24 protein-coding genes and 1 pseudogene are annotated in these 24553 nt (G+C 63.9%); 8 read left to right on the forward strand and 17 right to left on the reverse strand.

The genetic code is table 11. The features are described 5' to 3' along the window. Window positions 1–198: 198 nt before the first annotated feature. The 3 genes from ACVWYQ_RS10965 to ACVWYQ_RS10975 are packed head-to-tail and all read left to right on the forward strand — an operon-like array spanning window position 199 to window position 1360. Window positions 199–909, forward strand: a complete 711-nt coding sequence (locus ACVWYQ_RS10965) for an SDR family NAD(P)-dependent oxidoreductase (RefSeq protein ID WP_271537399.1) — start codon at window positions 199–201, stop codon at window positions 907–909. A 16-nt stretch (window positions 910–925) separates the two neighbouring features. Next, window positions 926–1162: a tautomerase family protein gene (locus ACVWYQ_RS10970; RefSeq protein ID WP_404539607.1), complete on the forward strand. Its 237-nt coding sequence runs from the start codon at window positions 926–928 to the stop codon at window positions 1160–1162. Between the two features lie 30 nt (window positions 1163–1192). Further along, the gene (locus tag ACVWYQ_RS10975; protein ID WP_404539604.1) at window positions 1193–1360 is read left to right on the forward strand and encodes a hypothetical protein; all 168 of its coding nucleotides are present in this window, start codon (window positions 1193–1195) and stop codon (window positions 1358–1360) included. Window positions 1361–1385: 25 nt separating this feature from the next. Here the strand turns inward: ACVWYQ_RS10975 and ACVWYQ_RS10980 are convergent, their stop codons facing one another. The 12 genes and pseudogenes from ACVWYQ_RS10980 to ACVWYQ_RS11035 form a co-directional block, all read right to left on the reverse strand. Next, a complete protein-coding gene (locus ACVWYQ_RS10980) occupies window positions 1386–2015 on the reverse strand; it encodes a phasin family protein (RefSeq protein WP_198399873.1) in 630 nt (209 codons plus the stop codon). Next, on the reverse strand, window positions 1984–2646 hold the full coding sequence (locus ACVWYQ_RS10985) for a nucleotide-binding protein (protein ID WP_404539601.1): 663 nt from the start codon (window positions 2644–2646) through the stop codon (window positions 1984–1986). The genes ACVWYQ_RS10980 and ACVWYQ_RS10985 overlap by 32 nt, the downstream gene beginning before the upstream one ends. A 142-nt stretch (window positions 2647–2788) precedes the next feature. Continuing rightward, on the reverse strand, window positions 2789–4249 hold the full coding sequence (locus tag ACVWYQ_RS10990; RefSeq protein ID WP_404539598.1) for a flavin-containing monooxygenase: 1461 nt from the start codon (window positions 4247–4249) through the stop codon (window positions 2789–2791). 158 nt (window positions 4250–4407) lie between these two features. Then, window positions 4408–5829 carry an adenosylhomocysteinase gene (ahcY, locus tag ACVWYQ_RS10995; protein ID WP_157285529.1) on the reverse strand — a complete coding sequence of 474 codons (1422 nt, stop codon included), beginning with the start codon at window positions 5827–5829 and terminating at the stop codon, window positions 4408–4410. A gap of 199 nt (window positions 5830–6028) precedes the next feature. Then, window positions 6029–7225 (reverse strand): methionine adenosyltransferase, encoded by a 1197-nt coding sequence (gene metK, locus ACVWYQ_RS11000; protein ID WP_271537390.1) that lies wholly within the window; start codon window positions 7223–7225, stop codon window positions 6029–6031. Window positions 7226–7285: 60 nt separating this feature from the next. After that, entirely contained in the window at window positions 7286–8641 is a 1356-nt protein-coding gene (locus tag ACVWYQ_RS11005) for a hypothetical protein (protein ID WP_157285531.1), read from the reverse strand. A 626-nt stretch (window positions 8642–9267) separates the two neighbouring features. Then, a pseudogene (locus ACVWYQ_RS11010) lies at window positions 9268–10387 on the reverse strand (cobalamin-independent methionine synthase II family protein). A gap of 19 nt (window positions 10388–10406) precedes the next feature. Further along, window positions 10407–11123: an ABC transporter ATP-binding protein gene (locus ACVWYQ_RS11015; protein WP_404539593.1), complete on the reverse strand. Its 717-nt coding sequence runs from the start codon at window positions 11121–11123 to the stop codon at window positions 10407–10409. Continuing rightward, window positions 11116–11871, reverse strand: a complete 756-nt coding sequence (locus ACVWYQ_RS11020; protein ID WP_456725613.1) for an ABC transporter ATP-binding protein — start codon at window positions 11869–11871, stop codon at window positions 11116–11118. Before ACVWYQ_RS11020 ends, ACVWYQ_RS11015 begins: the two co-directional genes overlap by 8 nt. Continuing rightward, on the reverse strand, window positions 11868–12896 hold the full coding sequence (locus ACVWYQ_RS11025) for a branched-chain amino acid ABC transporter permease (RefSeq protein ID WP_128266401.1): 1029 nt from the start codon (window positions 12894–12896) through the stop codon (window positions 11868–11870). The genes ACVWYQ_RS11020 and ACVWYQ_RS11025 overlap by 4 nt, the downstream gene beginning before the upstream one ends. A gap of 8 nt (window positions 12897–12904) precedes the next feature. Next, entirely contained in the window at window positions 12905–13774 is an 870-nt protein-coding gene (locus ACVWYQ_RS11030; protein WP_036015727.1) for a branched-chain amino acid ABC transporter permease, read from the reverse strand. 198 nt (window positions 13775–13972) lie between these two features. Continuing rightward, a complete protein-coding gene (locus tag ACVWYQ_RS11035; RefSeq protein WP_404539589.1) occupies window positions 13973–15151 on the reverse strand; it encodes an ABC transporter substrate-binding protein in 1179 nt (392 codons plus the stop codon). 575 nt (window positions 15152–15726) lie between these two features. On the opposite strand from ACVWYQ_RS11035, the gene ACVWYQ_RS11040 reads away from it, so the two are divergent. Beyond that, window positions 15727–16008, forward strand: coding sequence for a hypothetical protein (locus ACVWYQ_RS11040; protein WP_271537376.1), 282 nt, complete (start codon window positions 15727–15729; stop codon window positions 16006–16008). A 76-nt stretch (window positions 16009–16084) separates the two neighbouring features. On the opposite strand, the gene purU is transcribed toward ACVWYQ_RS11040, so the two are convergent. After that, the gene (gene purU / locus ACVWYQ_RS11045; RefSeq protein ID WP_404539586.1) at window positions 16085–16948 is read right to left on the reverse strand and encodes a formyltetrahydrofolate deformylase; all 864 of its coding nucleotides are present in this window, start codon (window positions 16946–16948) and stop codon (window positions 16085–16087) included. 141 nt (window positions 16949–17089) lie between these two features. On the opposite strand from purU, the gene ACVWYQ_RS11050 reads away from it, so the two are divergent. Both ACVWYQ_RS11050 and ACVWYQ_RS11055 read left to right on the forward strand, forming a co-directional pair. Further along, the gene (locus tag ACVWYQ_RS11050; protein ID WP_036043312.1) at window positions 17090–17932 is read left to right on the forward strand and encodes a uroporphyrinogen-III synthase; all 843 of its coding nucleotides are present in this window, start codon (window positions 17090–17092) and stop codon (window positions 17930–17932) included. 124 nt (window positions 17933–18056) lie between these two features. Continuing rightward, the gene (locus ACVWYQ_RS11055; RefSeq protein ID WP_338122748.1) at window positions 18057–19319 is read left to right on the forward strand and encodes an MFS transporter; all 1263 of its coding nucleotides are present in this window, start codon (window positions 18057–18059) and stop codon (window positions 19317–19319) included. A 19-nt stretch (window positions 19320–19338) separates the two neighbouring features. On the opposite strand, the gene ACVWYQ_RS11060 is transcribed toward ACVWYQ_RS11055, so the two are convergent. The 4 genes from ACVWYQ_RS11060 to ACVWYQ_RS11075 all read right to left on the reverse strand — a co-directional run bounded on the left by ACVWYQ_RS11060 (window position 19339) and on the right by ACVWYQ_RS11075 (window position 21441). Further along, entirely contained in the window at window positions 19339–19740 is a 402-nt protein-coding gene (locus ACVWYQ_RS11060; RefSeq protein WP_404539582.1) for a DoxX family protein, read from the reverse strand. 10 nt (window positions 19741–19750) lie between these two features. After that, window positions 19751–19969, reverse strand: a complete 219-nt coding sequence (locus ACVWYQ_RS11065) for a DUF4287 domain-containing protein (RefSeq protein ID WP_036015710.1) — start codon at window positions 19967–19969, stop codon at window positions 19751–19753. A gap of 61 nt (window positions 19970–20030) precedes the next feature. Next, on the reverse strand, window positions 20031–20645 hold the full coding sequence (locus tag ACVWYQ_RS11070) for a helix-turn-helix domain-containing protein (protein WP_157285539.1): 615 nt from the start codon (window positions 20643–20645) through the stop codon (window positions 20031–20033). Between the two features lie 115 nt (window positions 20646–20760). Then, complete coding sequence (locus tag ACVWYQ_RS11075) at window positions 20761–21441, reverse strand: Crp/Fnr family transcriptional regulator (protein ID WP_036015705.1); 681 nt, start codon at window positions 21439–21441, stop codon at window positions 20761–20763. A gap of 334 nt (window positions 21442–21775) precedes the next feature. On the opposite strand from ACVWYQ_RS11075, the gene ACVWYQ_RS11080 reads away from it, so the two are divergent. After that, on the forward strand, window positions 21776–22597 hold the full coding sequence (locus ACVWYQ_RS11080; protein WP_128266395.1) for an ABC transporter ATP-binding protein: 822 nt from the start codon (window positions 21776–21778) through the stop codon (window positions 22595–22597). Next, entirely contained in the window at window positions 22594–24525 is a 1932-nt protein-coding gene (locus ACVWYQ_RS11085) for a long-chain fatty acid--CoA ligase (protein ID WP_404539577.1), read from the forward strand. The genes ACVWYQ_RS11080 and ACVWYQ_RS11085 overlap by 4 nt, the downstream gene beginning before the upstream one ends. Window positions 24526–24553 lie beyond the last annotated feature (28 nt).

The raw sequence follows: 24553 nt of genomic DNA on the forward strand, positions 1-24553 counted from the left end.
CCCCTGAGATTTCGGCTGAAAGCTAGGCGTTTGCGCCGGCTGCGACAACCTCCGCAAAGATCGATCCGGCATTCGTTCGCGCCGCGAAAGAGTGTCTGCCGGGCAGCGGATATTCGCAAGCAAGCCGCCGCAGCGTACCTCAACGCCCAAGCCAGCCGCCGCTGGCGCAGGTTTTCAAGCCAACAACAGGAGCCCGTCATGGGTATCGAGCAGAAGGTCGCCATCATCACCGGTGCATCGCAGGGTATCGGCGCCGCCCTGGTCCAGGGTTTTCGCGACCGCAACTATCGCGTCGCCGCAACGGCGCGCTCCATCAAGCCGTCGGGTGACGACGACGTCCTCGCCGTTGCAGGCGACATCGCCGACCGGTCCACCGCAGAGCGCGTGGTGTCGCAAGCGATCGCCCGCTTCGGCCGGATCGACACGCTGGTCAACAACGCGGGCATCTTCGTCGCAAAACCGTTCACGCAGTACACGGCCAAGGACTATGCCGCAGTGATGGGCACCAATGTCGCGGGCTTCTTCAACATCACGCAGCTCGCCATCGCCGAAATGGAGAAGCAGGGGTCTGGCCACCTCGTCCAGATCACGACGACGCTGGTCGATCAGGCCAATTCGAATGTGCCCTCGGTGCTGGCCTCGCTGAGCAAGGGCGGGCTGAACGCCGCGACCAAGTCGCTCGCGATCGAATACGCCAGGCGCGGCATCCGCGTGAATGCGGTGTCGCCCGGCATCATCAAGTCGCCGATGCATCCGGTCGCGACGCACGCGCAGCTCGACGCGCTGCACCCGGTCGGCCACATGGGCGAGATGTCCGACATCGTCGATGCCGTGCTCTATCTCGAACGTGCCTCCTTCGTCACCGGCGAGATCCTGCATGTCGACGGCGGCCAGAGCGCCGGCCACTGAGCGGAGGAGAACGACAATGCCCATCGTCACCATTCAAGTGACCCGCGAGGGAACGGCGCCGGGTGCGGCGTCGCTCACGGCGGAGGAGAAGGCCGCACTGATCAAGGGCTCGAGCGAGCTGCTGCGCGATGTGCTCGGCAAGCCGCTCGAGTCCACCTTCGTCGTGATCGAGGAAGTCGACACCGACAATTGGGGCTGGGGCGGCCTGCCCGTGCAGGAATTCCGCCGTCACCGCGCCACCCAGGCAGGATGATCTGCACGCCGTCGCGCGCAAGAGGATGACATGATCTCGGCGCGATCGTCGGCCCGCTCGTCACCGGCCATCTCGGCGAGGATCTATGCGCAAAGCGGCGGAGACTATCTCGTCCTGTTCTGCCTCGGTGGCGGTGCGGTGGTACTGGCACTGGCAATCGATCTCGGCGGCGCCCTGATCATCCCGCGCAGATCCTGAGCGGGATGATGGCAGGCGAACTGCATCAACTGGCACTGGGCTTTGTCATGCCTTGAGCAAGCGATCTCAGCAACTCGGTTTGCTTCAGGACCAACTCACATTGCTTTCGCGCATGCGTGCCCGACAGCTCAACCAACTCCGCCAGCGTTTTTGCACGGCCTAGCTCCCGCGCATACTCCAAGGTCGCGCCCGCATTGACCTTCATCAGTTCGAGCACGACGGTGCGACACTCGGCTGCCGTCCCAATCGCGTCGATGAGATCGCTTTCCGCGACGACGGCTTCATTGGCCTCTGAACTCACACTGGCCAGCCGTGACTTTGCGAGGTCGTTGGCGTAGTTGAGCGTAGCGCTCATGCCGTCCAAAGCGCGGGCTTGATACTCCTTGACCATGTCCACGATGAGATCCGTGGTGGTGCTGCTCGGAGGTTCAGGTGTTGCAACGATGACGCTGGCCGCTTCTTGTACCGGAACAGTCATCGGAGCAGGTGCTTCTTGCGCGATCTGCGGCGCATCCTGGGGGAAGACGACCACTGGGCCCGGCGGCATGGCCAAGCCCTCGTCGACCGCACGACTCACTTCCGCGGCCAGTTCCAGCAGCGAGCGACGCCCGGTGCGTGCAACGTCAGCAGGCAGCTTTGAGCGCGCCTTTCCCATAATCATCCGACTCCTCGGCCAAGTGCGCCGCGATCCAACCCCACAAACTTACAATTTCGTCCGAAGCTTTGCCGGCCGGTGCGAACTCCGTCACGCCCAACCCTGCTCCGAGTGCATCCTGGTGATCGTTACGCTGCGCAATAAACGGGAGTGCAAGCACGCCGAGCGAGCTTAGCGATGTGGCAGCTTCGCTCAGCCGGCACCCTCGCGTCGGTGCCTGATTGAGGATGAAGGCAAATCGGCGGTTGAGCCTGCGAATGGCGATCAGTGTGGGAATTGCCGCTTCGATGTCGGCCGGGCTCGGACGCGCCGGGATGAGACAGAGATCGGCGCAGGCGATGACGCGCATCGCCAGGCTGTTGGTCGTGGCAGCTGTATCGATGATGGCAAGCCAGACGCCTTCGGCCTTCAGCCGCGCGATCAACGGTTCGATCTCGGCAGGATCGGCAACGCGCTCGACGCGGGGATAGGGATGATCGCGGCGCTCTTTCCATTTCGAGATCGTACCTTGCGCGTCCGCTTCAATGAGAACGACGCGCTCAGCGCGCTCCATTGCTGCCACCGCCAGTCCAACGGACAGCGTACTCTTGCCGCTTCCGCCTTTTTGCGTGACCAGGGCAAGGACGTGCATGTCCTGCGCTCCCCTTAAGACGGCGACTACGCGGAACTCAGACGTTGTCGGAACTAAACTTCTTGCAGCGCAAAAATACTACCGCAAGTCGCGATTCGTCTCAAGCGAACGCAAGGCTATCGCGGTATCCTACGTGGCAAGATCAGGAATACTGCATCACGCCGTCGTCGATCCGGCCGAAGCGCAACGAGACGATGTCGAGCGCGTAGTTCTGGTGGAGCCGCCAGGGCCGCTTCGAGCCCTGCTTCGGCATCTTGGCGATCGAGCGCTGCACGTAACCCGAGGTGAAATCGAGCGAAGGCTGCGCGGTGATGGTGGGATCATCGTTGTGCGGCATGCACTGGCGGAAATTGTGCCGGTCCATGTAATTGATGAGGCGGCAGACATATTCGCAGGTGAGGTCGCATTTCAGCGTCCAGGACGCATTGGTGTAACCGAAGGCCGAGGCCATGTTCGGCACGTCGGCATACATCATGCCCTTGTAGGTCAGCGTGTTGGCGAAATCGACGGAGCGGCCGTCGACGCTGACCTCGAGGCCACCGGCGACCTGGAGCACCAGCCCGGTCGCCGTCACGATGATGTCGGCCGCCAGCTCGCGGCCGTCCTTCAGGCGGATGCCGTCATGCGTGAAGGTGTCGATCTCGCTGGTGACTACGCTGGCGCGCTGCTCGCGGATCGCCTTGAAGAGGTCGCCATCGGGCACGAGGCACAGCCGCTGGTCCCAGGGATTGTAGCGCGGCGTGAAGTGGGTCGCGACGTCGTAGTCCGGGCCGAGCGCGATTCTCGCGCCCTTGAGGATGAGATCCTTCACCTTCGCCGGCCTGCTCCGGCTCAGCTGGAAGAAGAACATCCCCCACATCACGTTGCGCCAGCGGATCAGGTGATAGGCGAACTTCGCCGGCAGATTGCGGCGCAGCTTGTTGGCGAGGATATCCTGTGCCGGCCGCGACACCACATAGGTCGGCGAGCGCTGCAGCATGGTGACCTGCGCCGCCTGCTTGGCGAGCTCCGGCACCAGCGTCACCGCTGTCGCGCCCGAGCCGATCACGACGACACGTTTGCCCGCGTAGTCGATGTCCTCGGTCCATTTCTGCGGATGCACGATGCGGCCGGCGAAATCAGCGGCGCCCTTGAACTCCGGCGTATAGCCCGCTTCGTATTTGTAATAGCCCGAGCACATGAACAGGAAGTTGCAGGTGAAGCGCACCACCTCGGTCGCGCCCTCGCTCGTGATGTGCTCGGCTTCGACGGTCCAACGAGCATCCGGCGTCGACCACGCCGCGCGCTTGACGCGGTAGTGGAAGCGGATGTGCTTGTCGATGCCGTTCTCGCTAGCAGTCTCGCGCACATAGTTCAGGATCTGCGGCCCGTCGGCGATCGCCTTCGGATCGGTCCACGGCTTGAACGAATAGCCGAGGGTGAACATGTCGCTGTCGGAGCGGATGCCGGGATAGCGGAAGAGGTCCCAAGTGCCGCCGATGCAATCGCGTCTCTCGAGGATGACGTAGCTCTTGGCCGGACACTTGGTCTGCAGATGATAGCCGGCGCCGATGCCTGATAGCCCGGCGCCGACGATCAGCACGTCGAAATGTTCTTGTTGCATGGTTTCCTCGCCGGCGCGGATTGTCCGCCTGCCGCTGCTGGCCGTCAATCGGCAATCAACGTGCCGCAACTGCAAAGCGAGTTGAATTCCATGCCCCGAAACAACAAAGCCCCGGATCGCTCCGGGGCTTTGCGTCGATGGTTGGTCGAACCGGCGGATCAATACCGGTAATGATCGCTCTTGTACGGGCCTTCCGGCTTCACGCCGATATAGTCGGCCTGGTCCTTGCGGAGCTCGGTGAGCTTGACGCCGATCTTGGAGAGGTGCAGGCGGGCGACCTTCTCGTCGAGCGTCTTGGGCAGCACGTAGACCTTCTTCTCGTACTTGCCGTCCTTGTTGTTGGCGAACAGCTCGATCTGCGCCAGCGTCTGGTTGGTGAAGGACGCCGACATCACGAAGGACGGATGGCCCATCGCGTTGCCGAGGTTCACGAGGCGGCCCTCCGACAGCAGGATGATGCGGTGCTTGTCGGGGAACTCGATCTCGTCGACCTGCGGCTTGATGTTGGTCCACTTCAGATTGCGCAGAGACGCGATCTGGATCTCGTTGTCGAAGTGGCCGATGTTGCAGACGATGGCGCGATCCTTCATCGCGCGCATGTGCTCGATGGTGATGATGTCCTTGTTGCCGGTGGCGGTGACGAAGATGTCGGCCCGCGGCGCGGCGTCTTCCATGGTCACGACCTCGTAGCCTTCCATCGCCGCCTGCAGCGCGCAGATCGGATCGACCTCGGAGACCATGACGCGGCAGCCGGCCTGGCGCAGCGAGGCGGCCGAGCCCTTGCCGACGTCGCCGAAGCCGGCGACCATCGCGACCTTGCCCGACAGCATCACGTCGGTGCCGCGGCGGATGCCGTCGACCAGCGATTCACGGCAGCCATAGAGGTTGTCGAACTTCGACTTGGTGACGCTGTCGTTGACGTTGATGGCCGGCCACAGCAGCGTGCCTGCCTTCTGCATGTCATAGAGACGATGCACGCCCGTCGTGGTCTCCTCGGAAACGCCCTTGATGCTGTTGGCGATCCCGGCGAAGTAGCCCTTCGGCTTTTCCTTGAGCTGCTTCTTCAGAAGCGCGAAGAACACTTCCTCTTCCTCGGAGCCGGGCTTGTCGAGGAAGGCGGTGTCGCCGTTCTCGGCGCGCAGACCGAGATGGACATACATGGTGGCGTCGCCGCCGTCATCGAGGATCATGTTCGGGTGACCGCCGCCGTGCCAGTCGAACAGCTTGGCGGTGTAGTCCCAGTACTCGGTCAGCGTCTCGCCCTTGACGGCAAAGACGGGAATGCCGGCGGCGGCGATCGCAGCGGCAGCGTGATCCTGCGTCGAATAGATGTTGCAGGAGACCCAGCGGATGTCGGCGCCGAGCGCGGCGAGCGTCTCGATCAACACGCCGGTCTGGATCGTCATGTGCAGCGAGCCGGCGATGCGCGCGCCCTTCAGCGGCTGCTTCGGGCCGTACTCCTCGCGGGTGGCCATCAGGCCGGGCATCTCGGTCTCGGCCAGCGAGAGCTCCTTGCGGCCGAAATCGGCGAGCGAAATGTCCTTGACGATGTAATCGGTGAAGCCGGGCTTCGCGTTCATGTCTGTTTCCTAATCAGTGAGGCTGGCGTGTCAGTAGCAAGGCAAGCTGAACGCTATGTGGCACCATTCTCCCTCTCCCCGTTCTTACGGGGAGAGGGCCGGGGTGAGGGGCTCTATCCAAGCACCGAGCTTGCGGAGAGTCCCCCTCACCCGCCGCTTCGCGGCGACCTCTCCCCGCAAGCGGGGCGAGGTAAGAGCGTTAGAGCGCGCGCTTGAGCTGCTCGACGAGATCGGTCTTCTCCCAGGAGAAGCCGCCCTCGTTGTCGGGCGTGCGGCCGAAATGGCCGTAGGCCGAGGTGCGCGCGTAGATCGGCCGGTTGAGATCGAGATGAGTGCGGATGCCGCGCGGGGTGAGGTCCATCGCCTTGGCGGCGGCCTTCTCGAGCTGGTCTTCCGAAACCTTACCGGTGCCGTGGGTGTCGATGTAGATCGACAGCGGGCGCGCCACGCCGATGGCGTAGGCGAGCTGCAGCGTGCAGCGGTCGGCAAGACCGGCGGCGACGATGTTCTTGGCGACGTAGCGCGCGGCATAGGCCGCGGAGCGGTCGACCTTGGTCGGATCCTTGCCGGAGAACGCGCCGCCGCCATGCGGGGCCGCGCCGCCATAGGTGTCGACGATGATTTTGCGGCCGGTCAGGCCGGAATCGCCGTCGGGACCGCCGATGTAGAACTTGCCGGTGGGGTTGATGTGCCAGATCGTCTTCGGCGTGATCCAGTCTTTCGGCAGCGCCTCGCGCACATAGGGCTCGACGATGTCACGAATCTGCTTGGACGAGATGTCCTCGACCAGGTGCTGGTGGGAGACCACGATCTCGCGCACGCCGACCGGCTTGCCGTTCTCGTACTGCACGGTCACCTGGCTCTTGGAGTCCGGACCCAGCACCTTTTCCTTGCCGGAGTGACGGGCTTCGGAGATGAGGCGGAGGATCTTGTGGGCGTAGAAGATCGGCGCCGGCATCAGATCGGGCGTCTCGTTGGTGGCGTAGCCGAACATGATGCCTTGGTCGCCCGCGCCTTCTTCCTTGACCTCGCCCGGCTGCAGCGCATCGACGCCCTGGGCGATGTCAGCCGATTGCGGGTGCAGGAGGATCTCGATGTCGCAGGTCTTCCAGTGGAAGCCTTCCTGCTCGTAGCCGATGTCCTTGATCGCGCCGCGCACGACGCCCTCGATCTGCTCGTTGGTCACCGACTTCGGGCCGCGGGTCTCGCCGGCGATCACCACCTTGTTGGTGGTCGCGAGCGTCTCGCAGGCTGCGCGGATCTGCCAGGGGTCGATGCCCGCCTTCGGCCCTTCACGGTAGAACAGGTCGACGATCTCATCGGAGATCCGGTCACAGACCTTGTCCGGATGGCCCTCGGACACGGACTCGCTGGTGAAGAGATAGGACGCGCGCATCAGTAACCCCTTGTTCCGCCGCTAGCCGGCGGGCGTTTGCGATGTTTACTTTTGATGATGTCAATCACGCCGGCGCGAGATGACGTAGGATTCGTCGAGAAACCAGAGCCCGTTGTACTTCCGCAGCACATCCCTGGCGGCATCCAGAGTGCGGCCGCTTTGAGTCATTTCTGTCAATCGGTCGTCCTCAATCTGAGCGACATACACCGCCGCATTCCACGCTGCAAAGGCCGTCGAGGTTCCGATGGTGCCGGTGACCTCGTTGGGCAGAGCTTCCATATCATACCTGAAGATCGAACGATTGTCCGCGTATGCATTAAAATTTAAGTCGCGGCCCACCGATCCAAGTTCATACTTAACGGCACGCAGTAGCTCATGACGGCTGACTGAGAAAGGGTTTTCTCCCGGCCAGATCGCCTGGATCATTTCCATACCTGGATCCTGCCCATGGGAGTGGATTCCGATCAGCCTGCCGCCCGGCCGCAGCGCCCGCGCCAGAGGTGCAATGATCCGCTTGGCCCGGAAATTGACCGATGACAGGGCCCGGTAGGGCTGGGATGCGATGACGAGGTCGAAATTGGCCTCAGTCTGGCCCGGCCGCGGAATGGTCGAATCCAGCAGGAACCTGTGGTCCTCGCGATAGAGCACGAGAACGACAGGCCGCTCGTAGAGCGGCATGGCCGTGCGTGAGCTGATCGCAGCGCGCCAGTTCTGCTCCAGAAACGGCCTCAGCTCCGCGATCTGCTGCTCGAACTCGCCCGACGAAGCGCCGCGGAGCGGCACCTCGTGCCAGACGGTGGCAGCGGCTGCAGCAGGCGATGCTGGGGTCAGCCAGGGCGCCTCGGCGTAGAACATGTTGGTGAACACGAACACCGATGCCGGGTGCTCGAAAATGCGGTCCGGCACCTTCTCCAGCGTCAGGCGCAAATCCTCCAGGCTGAGCTCCTTGCCCGCGACGTAGAACGGCATGTGCGGAAAGCGCTGGTGCGTGGCGCGCAGCACCCGCGCCAGCACCGTTCCGTCGCCGACGCCGGCGTCGAACAGACGCAGCGCCGGCGGGCGCGGATGGATCGAGGCAAGCTCGAGCGCGACGCGGTCCGCGATCACCCGCTTTTCGCTGCAGGTGTGGACGAACAGCAGGTATTTCTGACGGTTCTCGAAGAAGCGGAAATTGCCGCGCGGATCGCGCTTCTCGGGCGGCACTTGAAGTCCCCGCGGCGGCGGCACGCCGCCGGCCATTGACGCCGCCATATAGGCCTGGATCCGCTCCAGCGTGTCGATGGTGATGCGCTTTCCCTCGCGCAGGCGGTGCACCAGCTTCCCATCGTTCACCGCACGCCGGCCGAACGTCGATTCCGCCATGTCCGCCTTGCGGCAGAAGTCGGTGATCTGGCTCAGGATTTCGTCGTTCTTCATGAGTGGGAAATCGGTGGGCAGACGGATTGGGACCAATCTCCTAGCAAAATCTGCCCACTGAGGGAATAGCGGATCCAAGCGCCTCCTTCACAGTTTGCTCCGTCCGCGAGCCGCGCCCCACTCTGGCCCCGCCGAGCAACAGCTGGCGCTTCTCCTCTGATCGCGTCCTTACCGTGCGCGCCTGCCCGGTCGCCCTGCTCGCCGCGATCCTGTGGTCCGCCCGCGGTCGGGCAGGCACGCACAATCAGCTCGAGCCGAGCTGCACGGCGGACACGACGCCGGCGGACAAGATGATCAATGCCTGCGAAGGAATCATCGCGTGGGAGATGCAGGGGCACGGCCCGCCGAGCGGCACGAGCTCAATCGCGGCAAAGCCAGGCGCGGCAAGGTGATCTCGACCACGAAGAACAAGCACGTGCCCATGGTCGAACTCCTCTCTGTTGGGTCTATCTGGCGGAGAAAGTGACTCGTGCCCGGACGCAGCGCAGCGCTTCTCAGCGGTGCGCTGCAGAGCTGAGGCCTATAGCTCCGCGCAGCAAGTCGAGCAGCATGGATCCCGGCTCTGCGCAGCAACGCTGGAGCGTTGCTGCGCGTCCGGGACACGGGTGAGCCTTAACGGCGGAGCCTTACTGCCCCCACACTTCCTTCGCGATCTCGACCGCGAGGCTGAGCTTGGCCCACTGCTCCTCCTCGGAGAGGATGTTGCCCTCTTCCGTCGAGGCAAAGCCGCATTGCGGCGACAGCGCGAGCTGCTCCAGCGGGGCGAACTTGGCGGCTTCTTCCAGGCGGCGCTTGATGTCGTCCTTCTTCTCGAGCTCGCCGAACTTCGAGGTGATGACCGCCGACCACGACGACCTTGTTACCCTTGGGCAGGAAGCGCAGCGGCTCGAAACCGCCGGCCCGGTCGGAGTCGTACTCCAGGAAATAGCCGTCGTAATTGGTGCCGGCGAGCATGGTCTCGGCCACCGGCTCGTAGCCACCCGAAGAAATCCAGGTCGAACGGAAATTGCCGCGGCAGACGTGGGTCGTCACCACCATGTCGGCCGGCTTCTCCGCCAGCGCGTAGTTGATGATGCGCGCATAGATCTGTTGCAGCCCATCCGGATTATCGCCGCGCTCGCGTGCCTTCTGCAATTCGTCCTGCGAGCAGAGATAGGCCCAGACGGTGTCGTCGAACTGGAGATAGCGGCAACCGGCGTCGTAGAACGCCTTCACGGCCTTGCGGTAGGTCTTGCCGAGATCTTCGTAGAAGGCGTCGAGATCGGGATAAACCTCCTTGGAGATCGACTTGCGCCCGCCGCGGAAGTGGAGCACCGCCGGCGAGGGAATCGTCATCTTGGCGGTGACGTGGGCCTGGTCCGCGATCTTCTTCAGAAAGCGGAAGTGGTCCAGCATCGGGTGGCTGTCGGGAAAGTCGAGCTTGCCGATGACGCGGACCGCATCGTGACGGGTCTGCACGCCCGTGAACTGGATGCCGGTGTCGGGGTGAAACAGCTCGCAGCCGGTGAGCTTGGCCAGGAAGTCGAAATGCCACCAGGAGCGGCGGAATTCGCCGTCGGTCGCGAGCTTCAGCCCGATCGAGGCCTGCTTGTGCACGACCTTCTCGATCTCCACGTCCTCGATCTTGCGCAGATCGTCGGCCGAGATCTCGCCCTTTTCCAGCCGGCTACGGGCTTCCTTGATCTTGGGCGGACGCAGGAGGCTGCCGACCTCGTCGGCGCGGAAGGGGGCTTTGGTTCGCTGCATGTGTCACTCCCTGGACATCTTAGTGGGCCGCCGCCCCGGCGACGCCGAGATGGCGCTCCAGGACAGAGGGGTCGGTCTTCAGCGCGGCGCTCGGAGCGTCGTGGACGATCGTTCCGCGCTCCAATATCACAACGCGATCGGCGAGCCCCAAGATCTTTTGGGCATTCTGCTCGACGATGATCGAGCAGATACCTCCGGACCGGGTGATGGTCCCGATCGCCTTCAAGAGTTCCTCGACGATGATGGGCGCAAGGCCCTCGGTCGGCTCGTCCAGCAGCAGGACTTTCGGATTGAGGGTAAGTGCGCGGCCGATCGCCAGCATCTGCTGCTCGCCGCCGGAGAGTTGGTTGCCGAAATTGCTCCGTCGCTCCTTCAGCCGCGGGAACATCTCGTAGACCTTCTCGACCGTCCAGGGACCGGGCTGCGCTACGGCGGTCATGTTCTCTTCCACCGTCAGCGAGCGGAAGATGTTACGCTCCTGCGGCACCCAGCCGATGCCGGCGCGCGCCCGCTGGTCGGGCCGCATCGCCGTGACATCAGTGCCGGCCAGCGCAATGGAGCCTGCGAAGCGGCGCGTGACGCCGACGATGGAGTTGATCAGCGTGGTCTTGCCGGTGCCGTTGCGCCCGAGCAGCGCCAGCACCTGTCCTTCGGCGAGACGGAGCGTCATCTTCGGCAGCACCACCGCCTCGCCGTAGCCGGCGCGAAGCGAATCGATCGCGAGCAGGTCAGACATCGACCGCCTCCTCGCCGAGATAGACCGCCTTCACCTGCGGATCGCGCGCGACCTCTTCGGGCGGGCCTTCGGTCAGCAGCGCGCCCGAGACCAGCACCGAGATGCGATCAGCAAAGGAGAACACGAGGTCCATGTCGTGCTCGATCAGGAGCACGGTGACGTCCCGCGGCAGGCTGCCCACAACGGCGAGAATGTCGTGGCGCTCGCTCTCGGGCACGCCGGCGGCGGGCTCGTCGAGAAGCAGCACGCGCGGTTTGGTCGCAATGGCCACCGCGATCTCGAGCAGGCGCTGCTTGCCGTAGGGCAGCGTCACGGTCTCTTCGTTCATGACGTCGAGCAGATGGAAGCGGGAGAGCAGATCGGCGGTCTCGCCATTGACGTCACTGCGCGTGCCCATCCGTCGCCACCAGTCGCCGCCATGGCCGAGGCGCTCGGAGACCGCGAGCCCGATGGTCTCGAGCGGCGTGAGATCAGGATAGAGCTGATTGATCTGGAAGGTGCGCGACAGTCCGCGCAGCACGCGCTTGTGCACCGGCAGATCGGTGATGTCCTGACCTTCGAGCAAGATGCGGCCCGAGTTCGGCTTCAGCACGCCCGTGAGCTGGTTGATGACCGTGGTCTTGCCGGCACCGTTCGGGCCGATCAGCGCGTGGCGGGCGCCCTGCTCGACCTTCAAGGACAGATCGCGGGTGACGCGGAGGCCGCCGAACTGCTTCTCGAGATTTTGGGTTTCGAGCGCGATGGTCATGAATCGCTCTCCGGCACGGCAACGATCGCATTGCGCCCCGCAATCCGCCCGATGATCAGGTTCGGCACATACAGCACCCAGCGATGCAGGCGCTGGCGGCCGACCAGCACGATCACGACCAGCACGAGGCCGATCCAGAACTGCCAGTATTGCGGCGTGATGGTCGAGAACAATTCCTGGAGCAAGCGGAAGATCACCGCGCCGATCAGCCCGCCATAGAGATAGCCGGTGCCGCCGATGACCAGCACCAGCATCAGGTCCGCGGAGCGCTCCATAGAAAACACGTCCAGCGAGGCGATCGCGGTCGTCTGGGTGAACAGCGCCCCGGCAATGCCGGCATAGAACGCAGCCAGCGTATAGATCGCGACCAGGCGACGGTTGACCGGAATGCCAATGGCGGCGGCCCGGAGGGGATTGTTCTTGATGGCGCGCAGCGACAGGCCGAACGGGGAATGCACGACGCGGCGGGCGAACAGGAACAACAGGAACAACACGGCCAGCGAATAGAAGAATCCGGCCTTGCCGAACATGTCGAACGGGATCTCGCCGAAGATCGGCTGCATCTCGATGCCCTGCAGGCCGTCGGTTCCGCCGGTGATATTGGAGAAGCGCTCGGCGAGCGCTTCCAGCAGCAACGCAATGCCGAGCGTCACCATCAGGCGCGTCAGGTCGACGCCGCGGATCACCAGAAAGCTGGTGGCAAAGCCGAGCACCATGGCGGCAAGGCCGGCGACGATCAGCGCCAGCACGGGCTCCTTGACGATGCCGTGCAGCGCCAGCAGCCCCGCGGCATAGGCGCCGACGCCGAAGAAGGCGGCATGGCCCAGCGAAACGATGCCGGCATAGCCGAGGATGAGATCGAGCGACATCGCGAACAGCGCGAGGCGCAGGATGTCGGTCATGATCAGATAGCGCGAGGGAAATGCGAAGCCGCAGGCCAGCACGATCAGCCAGAAGGCGATTTCGCCGTAGTGCCAGCGCGCCTTGCGCTGGGCATGATGGCCGACGTCGGAAGCAGCGCTCATCGGCGCACTCAACGCGCGGCCGTGCGGCCGAACAGGCCGTTCGGGCGCCAGATCAGGATCACGATCATGATGGTGTAGATCACGAAGGGGCCCATCTTCGGCACGTAATATTTGCCGGCGACGTCGCCGATGCCGAGCAGCAGCGAGGCGAGGAACGGGCCCGTTATCGAGGAGGAGCCGCCGACGGTGACCACGATCAGGAAGTAGATCATGAACTTCAGCGGGAAATACGGATCGAGGCCGAGGATCTCGGCGCTGAGCGCGCCGCCGAGGCCGGCGAGCCCGCAACCGAAGGCAAAGGTGAAGGCGAATACCTGCGGCACGTTGATGCCGAGACCGCTCGCGGCGCGGGGGTCATCGACCGCCGCCCGCAGGCGGCTGCCGAAACGCGTCTTCGCCAGAACCATTTGAAGCGCGATGGTCAGCAGGCCGCAGATCACGATGATCATCAGCCGGTAGCGGCCGATACCGACGCCGAACAGATCGAACTGGCCTTGGAGCGCGGCGGGCAAATTGATGAAGACCCGCGAGGATCCCTGGATGTAATCGACGGCTGCCACCGACATGAAGGTCAGTCCGATCGTGAACAGCACCTGGTCGAGATGGCTGCGGGCGTAGAGATGACGGTACAGCGTCCGTTCGAGCGCGATGCCGATTGCAGCCGAGGAGACGAAAGCGAGCGGCAAAGCGGCAAAGAACGGCCAACCCATCCGGTTGACCAGCACCATGCAGATATAGCCGCCGGCCATGGCAAAGGCGCCATGGGCGAGATTGACGAAGTTCATCAGGCCGAGCGTGACCGCGAGCCCGCAGGCGAGCACGAACAGCAGCATGCCGTAAGCGACGCCATCGAACAGGTTGGTGAGGATTGCGGTCATCGGCAGTCGAGGGTCATCTCAAGTGTGGCCAAGGGCCGTGCTGCACTCCCTCTCCCGCTTGCGGGAGAGGGTTGGGGAGAGGGTCTTTCCACTTGGAGGACTCCCGACGAGGAGAGAACCCTCACCCGGCGCTCCGCGCTCACCTCTCCCGCAAGCGGGAGAGGTGAGGAGAGCCCCGGGATGACGCGCTTTCGCGCGTCACTTCTTGGTCTTGCCGAGATCTTTGACAGCCTCGAAGGTCGCGAACTCGACGTTGTAGAGTTCGCCATCCACTTTCTCGACCTTGCGGATGTAGATGTTCTGCACGATGTCGCGGGTCTCGGGGTCGATCGAGATCGGACCGCGCGGGCTCTCCCACTTCTGGCCCTTCATGGCCTCGATCAGCTTGTCGCCGTTGGTGTCGCCACCTGTCTTCTTCAGCGCCTCGTAGATCAGGTGGATGCCGTCATAGCCGCCCACGGCCATGAAGCCCGGACGGTTGCCGAAGGCCTTCTTGTAGGCCGCGACGAAGTCCTTGTTCATCTGCGAGGGGTGCGCCGCGGAATAGAGATGCGCAGTGACCGTGCCGAGCACGGCGTCGCCCATGTTGTTGAGCAAATCGTCGTCGGTGACGTCGCCCGGCCCGATCACCTTAATGCCGGCCTTGTCGAGGCCACGCTCGGCATATTGCTTCATGAAGTTGCCGCCCTGGCCCGCCGGCACGAACACGAAGATCGCGTCCGGCTTTGCGTCCTTCATGCGCTGCAGGAACGGAGCGAAGTCGGGGTTCTGCAGCGGCACCTTGACTTCTTCGACCACCTCACCGCCCCCGGCCGTGAAATGCCGCTTGAAGAAGTTGAGCGCGTCATTGCCCGGCGCGTAGTCCGAGGTGAGCGTCGCGACCTTCTTGATGCCGTTCTTCACCGCCCAATCGCCGATGATGGTCGAGGACTGCGCCAGCGTGAAGCTGGTGCGCACGATATAGGGGGAACGTTCGGTGATAATGGAGGTGCCGGCCGCCATCACGACTTCAGGAATCTTGGCCTGGGTGGCCAGCGGCGCGGCGGCGAGCGCGGCCGGCGTCACGCCGAAGCCGGCGATGAAGTTGACCTTGTCGTTGACGATCAGCTCCTGCGCGGCAGTCTTGGTCTTATCCGGGATCGCCGCGTCGTCCTTGACGATGATTTCGATCTTCTTGCCGGCGACGGTGTCGCCCTTCTGCTGCATGTAGAGCTTGATCGCGTTCTCGATCTGCTTGCCGGTCGAGGCCTGGCCGCCGGTCATCGGCAGGATCAGCCCGATCTTGACCGTGTCTTGCGCCTTGGCAGGCGCGACGGCCGCGAGGCCCGCGATCGCAACGACCGCTGCGGTGCGTAAAAAAATCCTGCGTTCGAACATCAGATGTCCCTCCCCTTCATTCCCTCACCTCTTGTGCGCCGGACCGAGTACCCGGTCCTTGCCGCGCTTCACTCACGGACAAGCCATGCCGTGCGGCCACATGGCGTCCTCTGCAACCCCGTTGTCAATCGAACGTTGGGCGACCATTCGGCGCAAGCCGCGCAATCTGCCTCAACAACGGCGGAGAGCTATTTGTACGATTGTACAAATGAAATGGTCCTGTCAACGAAAAAGCCCTGTGACACTGGGCCGGAGGGCGATGGCTTTGCCAGCCTACGAGGGCCGCACCACACCGGGGATGGAGGATTCAGTCTCTCATTTGCAGAATCCGGACATCTCAAGTGCGTCCTGGCATTCCCCGTCCTACGATCCGTCCAATGACAAATACCCAGTGTATACCGTATCAGCTGCCGCGACCTCATCAAGTGCAAAATATGCCTATTATAATACCTTCTCTGTATACAGCTTTACCTCCCTCGAATAGGCCAATTTTACGTATTGAGAGATATGGTTGCCGCTGACGCCTATGGCGCTCCACCATCCGCGCCCCGTCGGGGGCACGACCAGAGATATTCATGCGTTCTCTCTCGCTTTCGATCGCCGCCGCACTCGCCCTGCTCAATCTCGCAGGCTGCGGGACGGTCAACGAGAAGCTCTCCGCCGGGATGGGCGACTACGTCCCGCAATGGGCCGGCGGCCTGCCCGCCGATGCGCCGCCGCGGCCCGGCACCCCGCAATACGATGCCTACATGAAGGAGCGCGAGCGCAAGCGGCTGATGCCGGCGGCCGATCGCGAGAAGGAAGAACAGGCCCAGAAGGGCGCGACGGGGACAACGTCGTCTGGCGCGGGGCGCTGAGGAAGCGAATGGCGAATAGGGAGTAGCGAATAGGGCGCTCTCCCGCTTCCACTCACTATTCGCCACTCCCCATTCGCTAATCCACAAACACCACGGTCTTGCGGCCGTTGAGGATGACGCGGTCGTCGAGATGGTAGCGGATGGCCCGGGCCAGCACGCGGCGCTCAATGTCACGGCCTTTGCGGACCAGATCTTCCGGCGTGTCACGATGGCTGATGCGTTCGACGTCCTGGTCGATGATCGGGCCCTCGTCGAGATCGCGCGTGACGTAATGCGCGGTGGCGCCGATCAGCTTGACGCCGCGCTCATGGGCTTGGTGATAGGGCTTGGCGCCCTTGAAACCCGGCAGGAACGAGTGGTGGATGTTGATGCAGCGCCCCGACAGCTTTGCCGAGAGATCGTCGGACAGGATCTGCATATAGCGGGCGAGCACCACCAGATCGGTCTTCGTCTTGCCGACGAGGTCCACGATCTGTGTCTCCTGCTCGCGCTTGGTCTCCTTGGTGACGGGCAAATGGTGGAAGGGGATGCCGCCGAAATCGAGCCCGGCATAGACCTCGCGTGGGTGGTTGGAGACGATCGCGGTCGGAATCATCGGCAATTCGCCGGTTCGCCAGCGATAGAGGATGTCGACCAGGCAGTGATCGGACTTCGACACCAGCAGCATCACCTTGCGATGCGCAGCGCGGTCGCGCATCTGCCATTCCATGCCGAAACGCTCGGCGATCGCGGCGAAGCCGGTCTGCAGTGCCGCCAGTTCCACGGCAAGATCGGCCGCTGTGAACACCACCCGCATGAAGAACTTCTTGGTCTCGACGTCGTCGAACTGCTGGGCGTCGAGGATGTTCTGTCCGTTATGAGCAAGAAACGTCGACACCGCCGAGACGATGCCTGGGCGATCCGGACAGGACAGGGTCAGGACATATTGATGGTCGGGCAAGGCTCGGCTCTTGATGAAGGTTTGTGCAGCGGAACGATCCAGCGGATTGCGCCCTGCTCTAGCACCGACCCGCCCTTGCGCCAATCCCAGCCGCGGAGTCAGGATGAACGGACAATTGCGAATTCTCAACGGAGCACAGCCATGGCCGACCGCTTGAACGGCTACCGCATCCTGATCCTGGAAACGCGTGAGGAGGCGCAGTTTTCCAAGCTTCTGGCCGAGCAAGGCGCCGAGGTCGTGCAATGCCCGATGTTCACCATCCATGATGCGCCGGATCCGGCTCCAGTCGAGGCCTGGATCCGCCGCGCCATCGACAAGCCCTTCGACGATCTCGTGCTGATGACCGGCGAAGGCCTGCGCCGCATCATGAAGCTCGCCCGTGCCCGCGGGCTCGACGCCGCCCTTGTCGCGGTGCTCGCCAAAGCGCAAAAATTCACCCGCGGCCCGAAGCCGGGCAAGGCACTGCGCGAGATCGGCCTCGAGGCGCAGCAGACCACGGAGAAGCCGACCACCGAAGGCGTGATCGAGATGCTGGCCAGACTCGACCTGAAGGGGCGGCGCCTCGGTCTCCAGCTCTATCCCGACAAGGATCACAGCGCGCTGACCGGCGCGCTGGCTGCGCAAGGCGCCGACGTCGATACGGTGCTGCCCTACGTCTACGATTCCAAGGCTGCCGATGCCAACATCGTCGCCGCCATTGACGACATGGCAGAGGGACGCATCGACTCGATCGCCCTGACCAATCTCGGCCAGGTCCGCCGGCTGATCGAGGTTGCCAAGGCGCGTGGCAGCGAGACGAAGCTGCGTGCAGGTCTCGAACGCACGCTGATCGCGTCGGTCGGCCCGGCCGTTTCCGGCGAGCTCGCAGCGCATGGCTTGCGCACGGACGTCTCACCCGCCGACGAAGCCTACTTCATGCGTCCTCTGATCTCGGCCATGGCAAGTGCGTTGGCCGACAGGAAAGCGGCCAGCGCAGCGAGGTAAGAGCCGAGCGCGGGGGCGGCCTGCGGCGGCTGCAATTGACACCGGCATCGCCAGCGTTAGGTTGCGCCACAGCAAGAAGAAACAACAAGGTTAAGGAAATCGCCGTGACACGCGTCATCGCGTTGTGAGCGCCACTGCACGACCTTCGGCGCTCGCGCCATTCCGCATCCGCAACTACCGCTTCCAGTGGCCGTCCGATCTGCTCACCTCCTGGGCCTTCGAGGTCGAGACGCTGGTGCTCGGCTGGTACGTCATCGTCGAGACCGGCTCGGTGCTGCTGCTCACGCTGCTGGCTTCACTCCAGTTCGTCGGAACATTGGTCGCGCCCGTGTTCGGCATGATCGGCGACCGAATCGGCCATCGCGATCTCCTGGTCGTCATGCGCCTTGCCTATACGGCGCTGTCGTCGACCATCATGGTCCTGGCGCTGAGCGGTCATCTGTCTCCGCTGAGCGTCATGATCATCGTCACGATCATGGGCTTGATCCGCCCCTCCGATCTCGGCGTTCGCGGCGCGCTGCTCGCCGATATCATGCCGGCCGAGCAGCTAGTGGGCGCCATCAGCGTTGCGCGCACGACCCAGGACAGCGCGCGCATTGCCGGAGCGTTGACAGGGGCCGGGCTGTTCGCCGTGCTCGGTATCGGCCTCGTTTATATGGCGATCGCCTGCCTTTACTTCACGGCAGCGCTTCTCATGCTCTGCCTGACTCGGCCGAAAAGGACCGTCATCACGAGCGATCTTCCCGCAAGCAGCCACACCGTTTCGCGGCTGCTTGGCGACCTCAAAGAGGGGATCGTTTATGCCTGGAACGGGCCGGCAATGCGCGCGGCGCTGTGCGTCGCTTTTCTGGCGAATCTCACCGCATTTCCTTTCACGGGCGGATTGTTGCCCTACATCGCGCGGGAGATCTTTCACACCGACCAGACCGGCCTCGGATATCTCTCGGCGAGCTTCGCCGTCGGCTCGCTGATCGGCTCCATCACGCTCAGCCTGGTCGGTGGCGTACGCATTGCCCGGCTTCTGATCGGCGCAACGCTGGCCTGGTACGCCATGCTGCTGGTGTTCGTCGAGGTCAGGACGATGCCGGTGGCGATGGCCTGCCTCGTCCTCGCCGGTATCGCCCAGAGCATGTCGATGATCTCGGCTGCCGTCATCCTGATGCGTACCGCGAGCGCACATCTGCGCGGCCGTGTCATGGGCGTGCGCATGATGGTGATCTATGGCTTGCCGATCGGACTGCTCGCGGCCGGCAGCCTGATCGACGTCATCGGCTATTCCGCGACGGGCGCGCTCTATGCCGGCGCAGGATTCGTCGCGATGCTGGCAATCGCGATCCGCTGGCGCGCCGATCTGTGGCCGGCGCACGCGCCGGCCAATGCGCGATGACGGCGTCCCCGCAACGACGTCAGACCTCCGCCGGCGGCGATCTCAGTGGAAGCAACGCCGCCACCCGCGAATCGCGCAAATAGAGACCGCCCCAGGCAAGACCAGCAAGATAGACGCCGAACAGCATATGGCTGAAGAGCGGGTTGCCGACCCGCAAGTGAACAGCCACCGTGCCGCCCATATAGGCGGTCAGCAGGATCGCACCGAGCACGGCCGTTCGCGGGAGGGCGTAGATCGCGGTGCAGGCCAGCGCCACCACGCCCAGCGCGCGCGCCAGATCGGCCGACGGGGGATAGCCGAGCTCGGCGGTCGCGTTGATCACGACGTCCAGCGGGACGAGCTTCATCCCGGCATCAAACAACATGAAGGCAATCACGAGCCCGCTCATGACGGAGCCGGCCACATGTCTCGACGTGGACATCGTCATCACCCTACGACGCCTTCCCCTTGAGAAGCGCGACGATGGCCATCGCATGGCCATGGCCAAGGCCGAACTCGTCCTTGAGCGCGGCCACGATGGCACCCGCTTTCACGCCGGCCGCCAATCCCGCCCCGGTCGAAAAACCCCGGTCCTTGCCCCATTTGCGAAATTGGTCCGGGCTCTTGCCGGTCTTGGCCTGGATATTGTCGAGATAGGCCTTGAAACTCACCGCAGCGCTCCTCCGATGTTCGCTCCACCAGCGCGGCCGGAGCGATCCAGGCATATTGCGGTCAGGACGCGGTCGTCTTGTATGAAAACGACAATTGCGGCCGCTCGCGCGAGAGGCGCGCAGGCGTCATGCCGATCAGTTGCCTGACCGAGCGGGTGAGGTGGGCCTGATCGAAATAGCCGGCACCCGATGTCGCGTCGAGAGCGGAGCTGCCGCTCACCAGCAAGGCCGCGGCGCGACGCGCCCGCTGGATCTGCTGATGGCTGCTGAACGTCATGCCCGTAACGCGGCGAAAGTGGCGCTGAACCGAACGCCGGCTCATCCAGTCGACGTCGCCGTCGATCGCCGCATCGGTCGCGTGGCTGCGTGCGATGACACCCGCGCGCGCCATGCGAGCGACGAGACTTTCCGCATCGTCGTAGCCTGGAATGTCCCAGCTTTGACCCGAAAACAGAAAACGGCTGTTGGGCAGCACCGGCAACTGCATGTTTTGATGGTCGATCAGTGCGCTCGTCGGTATCTGCGGCAGGTAGGTTCCCAGCCGAAACCGGATCGCGAGCCATTCGCCGTTCGCGGGACACTCGACGAGTGTCCCGCGGGTGACCGGCCCTCGGAGCGTCACCGCCAGAAGCTCCGGGAGCCTGGTGACCACAAGCTCGATATTTCCCTCGGCCATCGACAGGAACGAGCCGCCACGCCGGCTCCGGCTGCGCCATACCCGCTCGACGTAAGGCGAGTCCGACGCGCGATGGTCGAACTCTATGAGCACGGAAGCACCGGGAATGCGCAGATCATCGTTCCTCCCCGTAGCTCCCGAGCCGCGCGATATCAAGGATCGTGACCCCGCCATATTCCAGCCGCAGCAGCCCCTCCTTCTCCAGCCGGTTCAGCGCGCGGTTGGCGTTCTGGCGGGACATGCCGGAGAGCGCTCCGATCTCCTCCTGGGTGATCTCCAGATGCGCGGTCGATTCCGGATAGAGAATCGGGTTGAACAGCGAGGCGATGCTGCGGGCGAGGCGCGCGGTGGCATCGAGCGTGCGGTTGACCTCGAGCATGCCGATGAACTGGCCGAGCCGCTCGTTGAGCTGGCGCACCAGGAAGCGGTTGAAGCCGACGCTGTTCTCGAACAGCCACATGAAGGCGCTGCGTTCCATCAGCGCGATGCGGCTGTCGCGCAGCGCGACCACGTCGTAGCGGCGCGGCTCGTTCTTGAGCACGCTGCCCTCGCCGAACCAGGCCCCTGCCGTCAGCCCGGCAAGGCTGGTCTCCTTGCCGTCGCGCGAGACCCCGCCCATGCGGGCAAGGCCGCCCACCATGCCGGCCCAATAGGCAAAGATATCACCGCGCATGAACACGCTCTCGCCGGTGCCGTAGGACCGTTCCGTGATTCCGGCGCGCGCAACCTCGATCTCGGCTGGTGTGAGCTCACGCGACCAGGCGGCAATGCGCTTCAGATGATCCTCTGAAATCATGATCTCGAAGCCAGCCGCACCGTTCTGTCACCCCTTGCTCCTGTTGCACTGCAACAGAATCGCTTCGGCCATCCATCCGACGAAAGATGAAGACCCGCTCGGCCCGACAAACTTTGTCGCAGAATTGTCAGGCCGGAGACATTTCAAAATAGCGCTTTCCCCTATTGAGGACCACCTCGGGCGATGCGGCTTTTGATCCCTCACGGGAACGAAGGTGGCGCCGGTCCGGTCGAGACCAATAGCTGCATGGTCTGGCCGGCACGACCGTACTAGGATCGCCTGACAGGAACGGAAGAGCGCCAATCAAGCGCCATCACCGGGAGGGATTCGTTTGGTGGCTACCAGTCTCGAAGTGCGCGGCGTGTCCTTACGATTCGGCGGCGTCCGTGCGCTGACCGACGTCAGCTTCGCTATCAGGGATGGCGAGCTGTTCTCGATCATCGGCCCCAACGGCGCCGGCAAGACCTCGATCGTGAACTGTATTTCCGGCCGCTACAAGCCGACCGAAGGCCAGCTGTTCTATCAGGACCGCGACATCACCGGCTTGACGCCGAATGCCCGCGCCTCACTCGGCATCGGCCGCACCTTCCAGAATCTCGCGCTATTCCACCACATGAGCGTGCTCGACAACATCATGGTCGGCCGCCATCACCTGCTGAGGAACAATTTCCTCACAGGCTCGCTGTACTGGCTCACCGGCGCGCGCAAGGAGGAGCTCGAGCACCGTCGCAAGGTGGAAGAGATCATCGACTTCCTCGATCTGCAGTCGGTGCGGAAGGCCACCGCCGGCACCCTCTCCTACGGCCTGCGCAAGCGCGTGGAGCTCGCCCGCGCCATGGCGCTGGAGCCGCGCCTGATCCTCCTCGACGAGCCCATGGCCGGCATGAATTTCGAGGAGAAGGAGGACATGGCCCGCTACATCGTCGATCTCAACGAGGAGTTCGGGATGACGGTGGTGATGATCGAGCACGACATGGGCGTGGTGATGGATATCTCCCACCGCGTCATGGTGCTGGATTTCGGCAAGAAGATCGCCGAGGGCGATCCGGCGACCGTGCTCGCCGATCCGCACGTCAGGCGTGCCTATCTCGGCGAAGAGGACGAGGTGCTGGTCGATCCCGATGATGCCTCTCCGGCGCAGGAGAGCGCGGCATGATGGATTATGCGGGCCGCGTCGCGCAGGCCGACACCTATCCGAAGATGCTCCGGCTCAATGCCAGGGAGCACGGCAACGAGATCGCAATGCGCGAGAAGGATCTCGGGCTCTGGCGCATCTTCACCTGGAACGACTATCAGTCGCGCGTGCGCGATTTCGCGCTCGGCCTCATCGAGCTCGGCCTGGGCCGCGGTGACGTCATCGGCATCATCGGCGACAACCGGCCCGACTGGGTCGCGGCAGAAGTTGCGACACATGCCATTGGCGGCCTCAGCCTCGGGCTCTATCGCGACGTGCTGGACGAGGAAGCTTCTTATCTCCTCAACTATGGCGAGGCGCAGCTGGTCTTCGCCGAGGACGAGGAGCAGGTCGACAAGCTGCTCATCCTTGCCGAGCGCGTGCCGAAGCTGAAGCACATCATCTATTCCGATCCGCGCGGGATGCGGAAATACGACGACCCGCGCCTGATGCCGGCGGAGAAATTCGCCGAGCTCGGCCGCGCCCGCGCTGCACGCGAGCCGGAGCTCTACGACAGACTGGTCGATGCCACGAGGGGCGAGGACGTCGCGATCCTGTGCACCACGTCCGGCACCACCTCGCATCCGAAGCTCGCGATGCTGGCCGCCGGCCGCGTACTCGGCCATTGCGCCACCTATCTCGCCTTCGACCCCAAGGGTCCCGACGATGAATACGTCTCGGTGCTGCCGCTGCCCTGGATCATGGAACAGGTCTACGTGCTCGGCAAAGGTCTGCTCTGCCGGATGAAGATCAACTTCGTCGAAGAGCCGGACACGATGATGAACGATCTGCGCGAGATCGCACCGACCTTCGTGCTGTTCGCGCCCCGCGTCTGGGAATCGATTGCCGCCGACGTCCGTGCCAAGGTGATGGACGCAACGCCCTTCAAGCAGCGCCTGTTCGACATCGGCATGAAGTCGGGCCTTGCCGCGCTCGAACAGGGCAAGCGCTCGGGCTTTGCCGACGCGCTCCTGTTCCGCGCGCTGCGCGACCGCCTCGGCTTCACCCGGTTGCGCTCGGCCGCGACCGGCGGCGCGGCGCTCGGGCCTGACACCTTCAAGTTCTTCCAGGCCATGGGCGTGCCGCTGCGCACGCTCTACGGTCAGACCGAGCTGCTCGGGGCCTACACGCTGCATCCCGAGGGCAAGGTCGATCCTGATACCACCGGCGTACCGATGGCCGACAATGTCGAGATCCGTATCGACAATGCCGACGTCCACGGCGTCGGCGAGATCGTCGTGCGGCACCCCAACATGTTCCTCGGCTACTACAAGAACCCCGAGGCCAGCGTCGCCGACATCAAGGACGGCTGGATGTGCTCGGGCGACGCCGGCTATTTCAACGCCAACAACCAGCTCGTCGTCATCGACCGCATCAAGGATCTCGCCGAAACCTCGCGCGGCGAGCGCTTCTCGCCGCAGTTCATCGAGAACAAGCTGAAATTCTCGCCCTATATCGCCGAAGCCGTGGTGCTTGGGGCCGGCCGCGACGCGCTCGCGGCAATGATCTGCATCCGCTACTCCATCATCTCGAAATGGGCGGAAAAGAACCGGCTCTCCTTCACGACCTACAGCGACCTCGCCTCACGGCCGGAGGTCTACGCCCTGCTGCAGAAGGAGGTCGAGACCGTCAACGGCACGCTGCCGCCGGCCCAGCGCATCTCGCGCTTCCTGCTGCTCTACAAGGAGCTCGACGCCGACGACGGCGAGCTCACCCGGACGCGAAAGGTGCGCCGCGGCGTCATCAACGAGAAATACGCCGGCATCATCGATGCCATCTACCGCGGCGATTCCGACATCCCCGTCGACACCGTGATCCGCTTCCAGGACGGCACCACGCAGCGGGTGCGAACGACGCTGCGGGTGGTGGACCTCGGCGGGCACGGGCACATGGCGGAGGCTGCGGAGTGATACAGATCCTCGTTATGCGCGGGCTTGA

The sequence above is a fragment of the Bradyrhizobium sp. USDA 3397 genome (genome assembly GCF_054060965.1).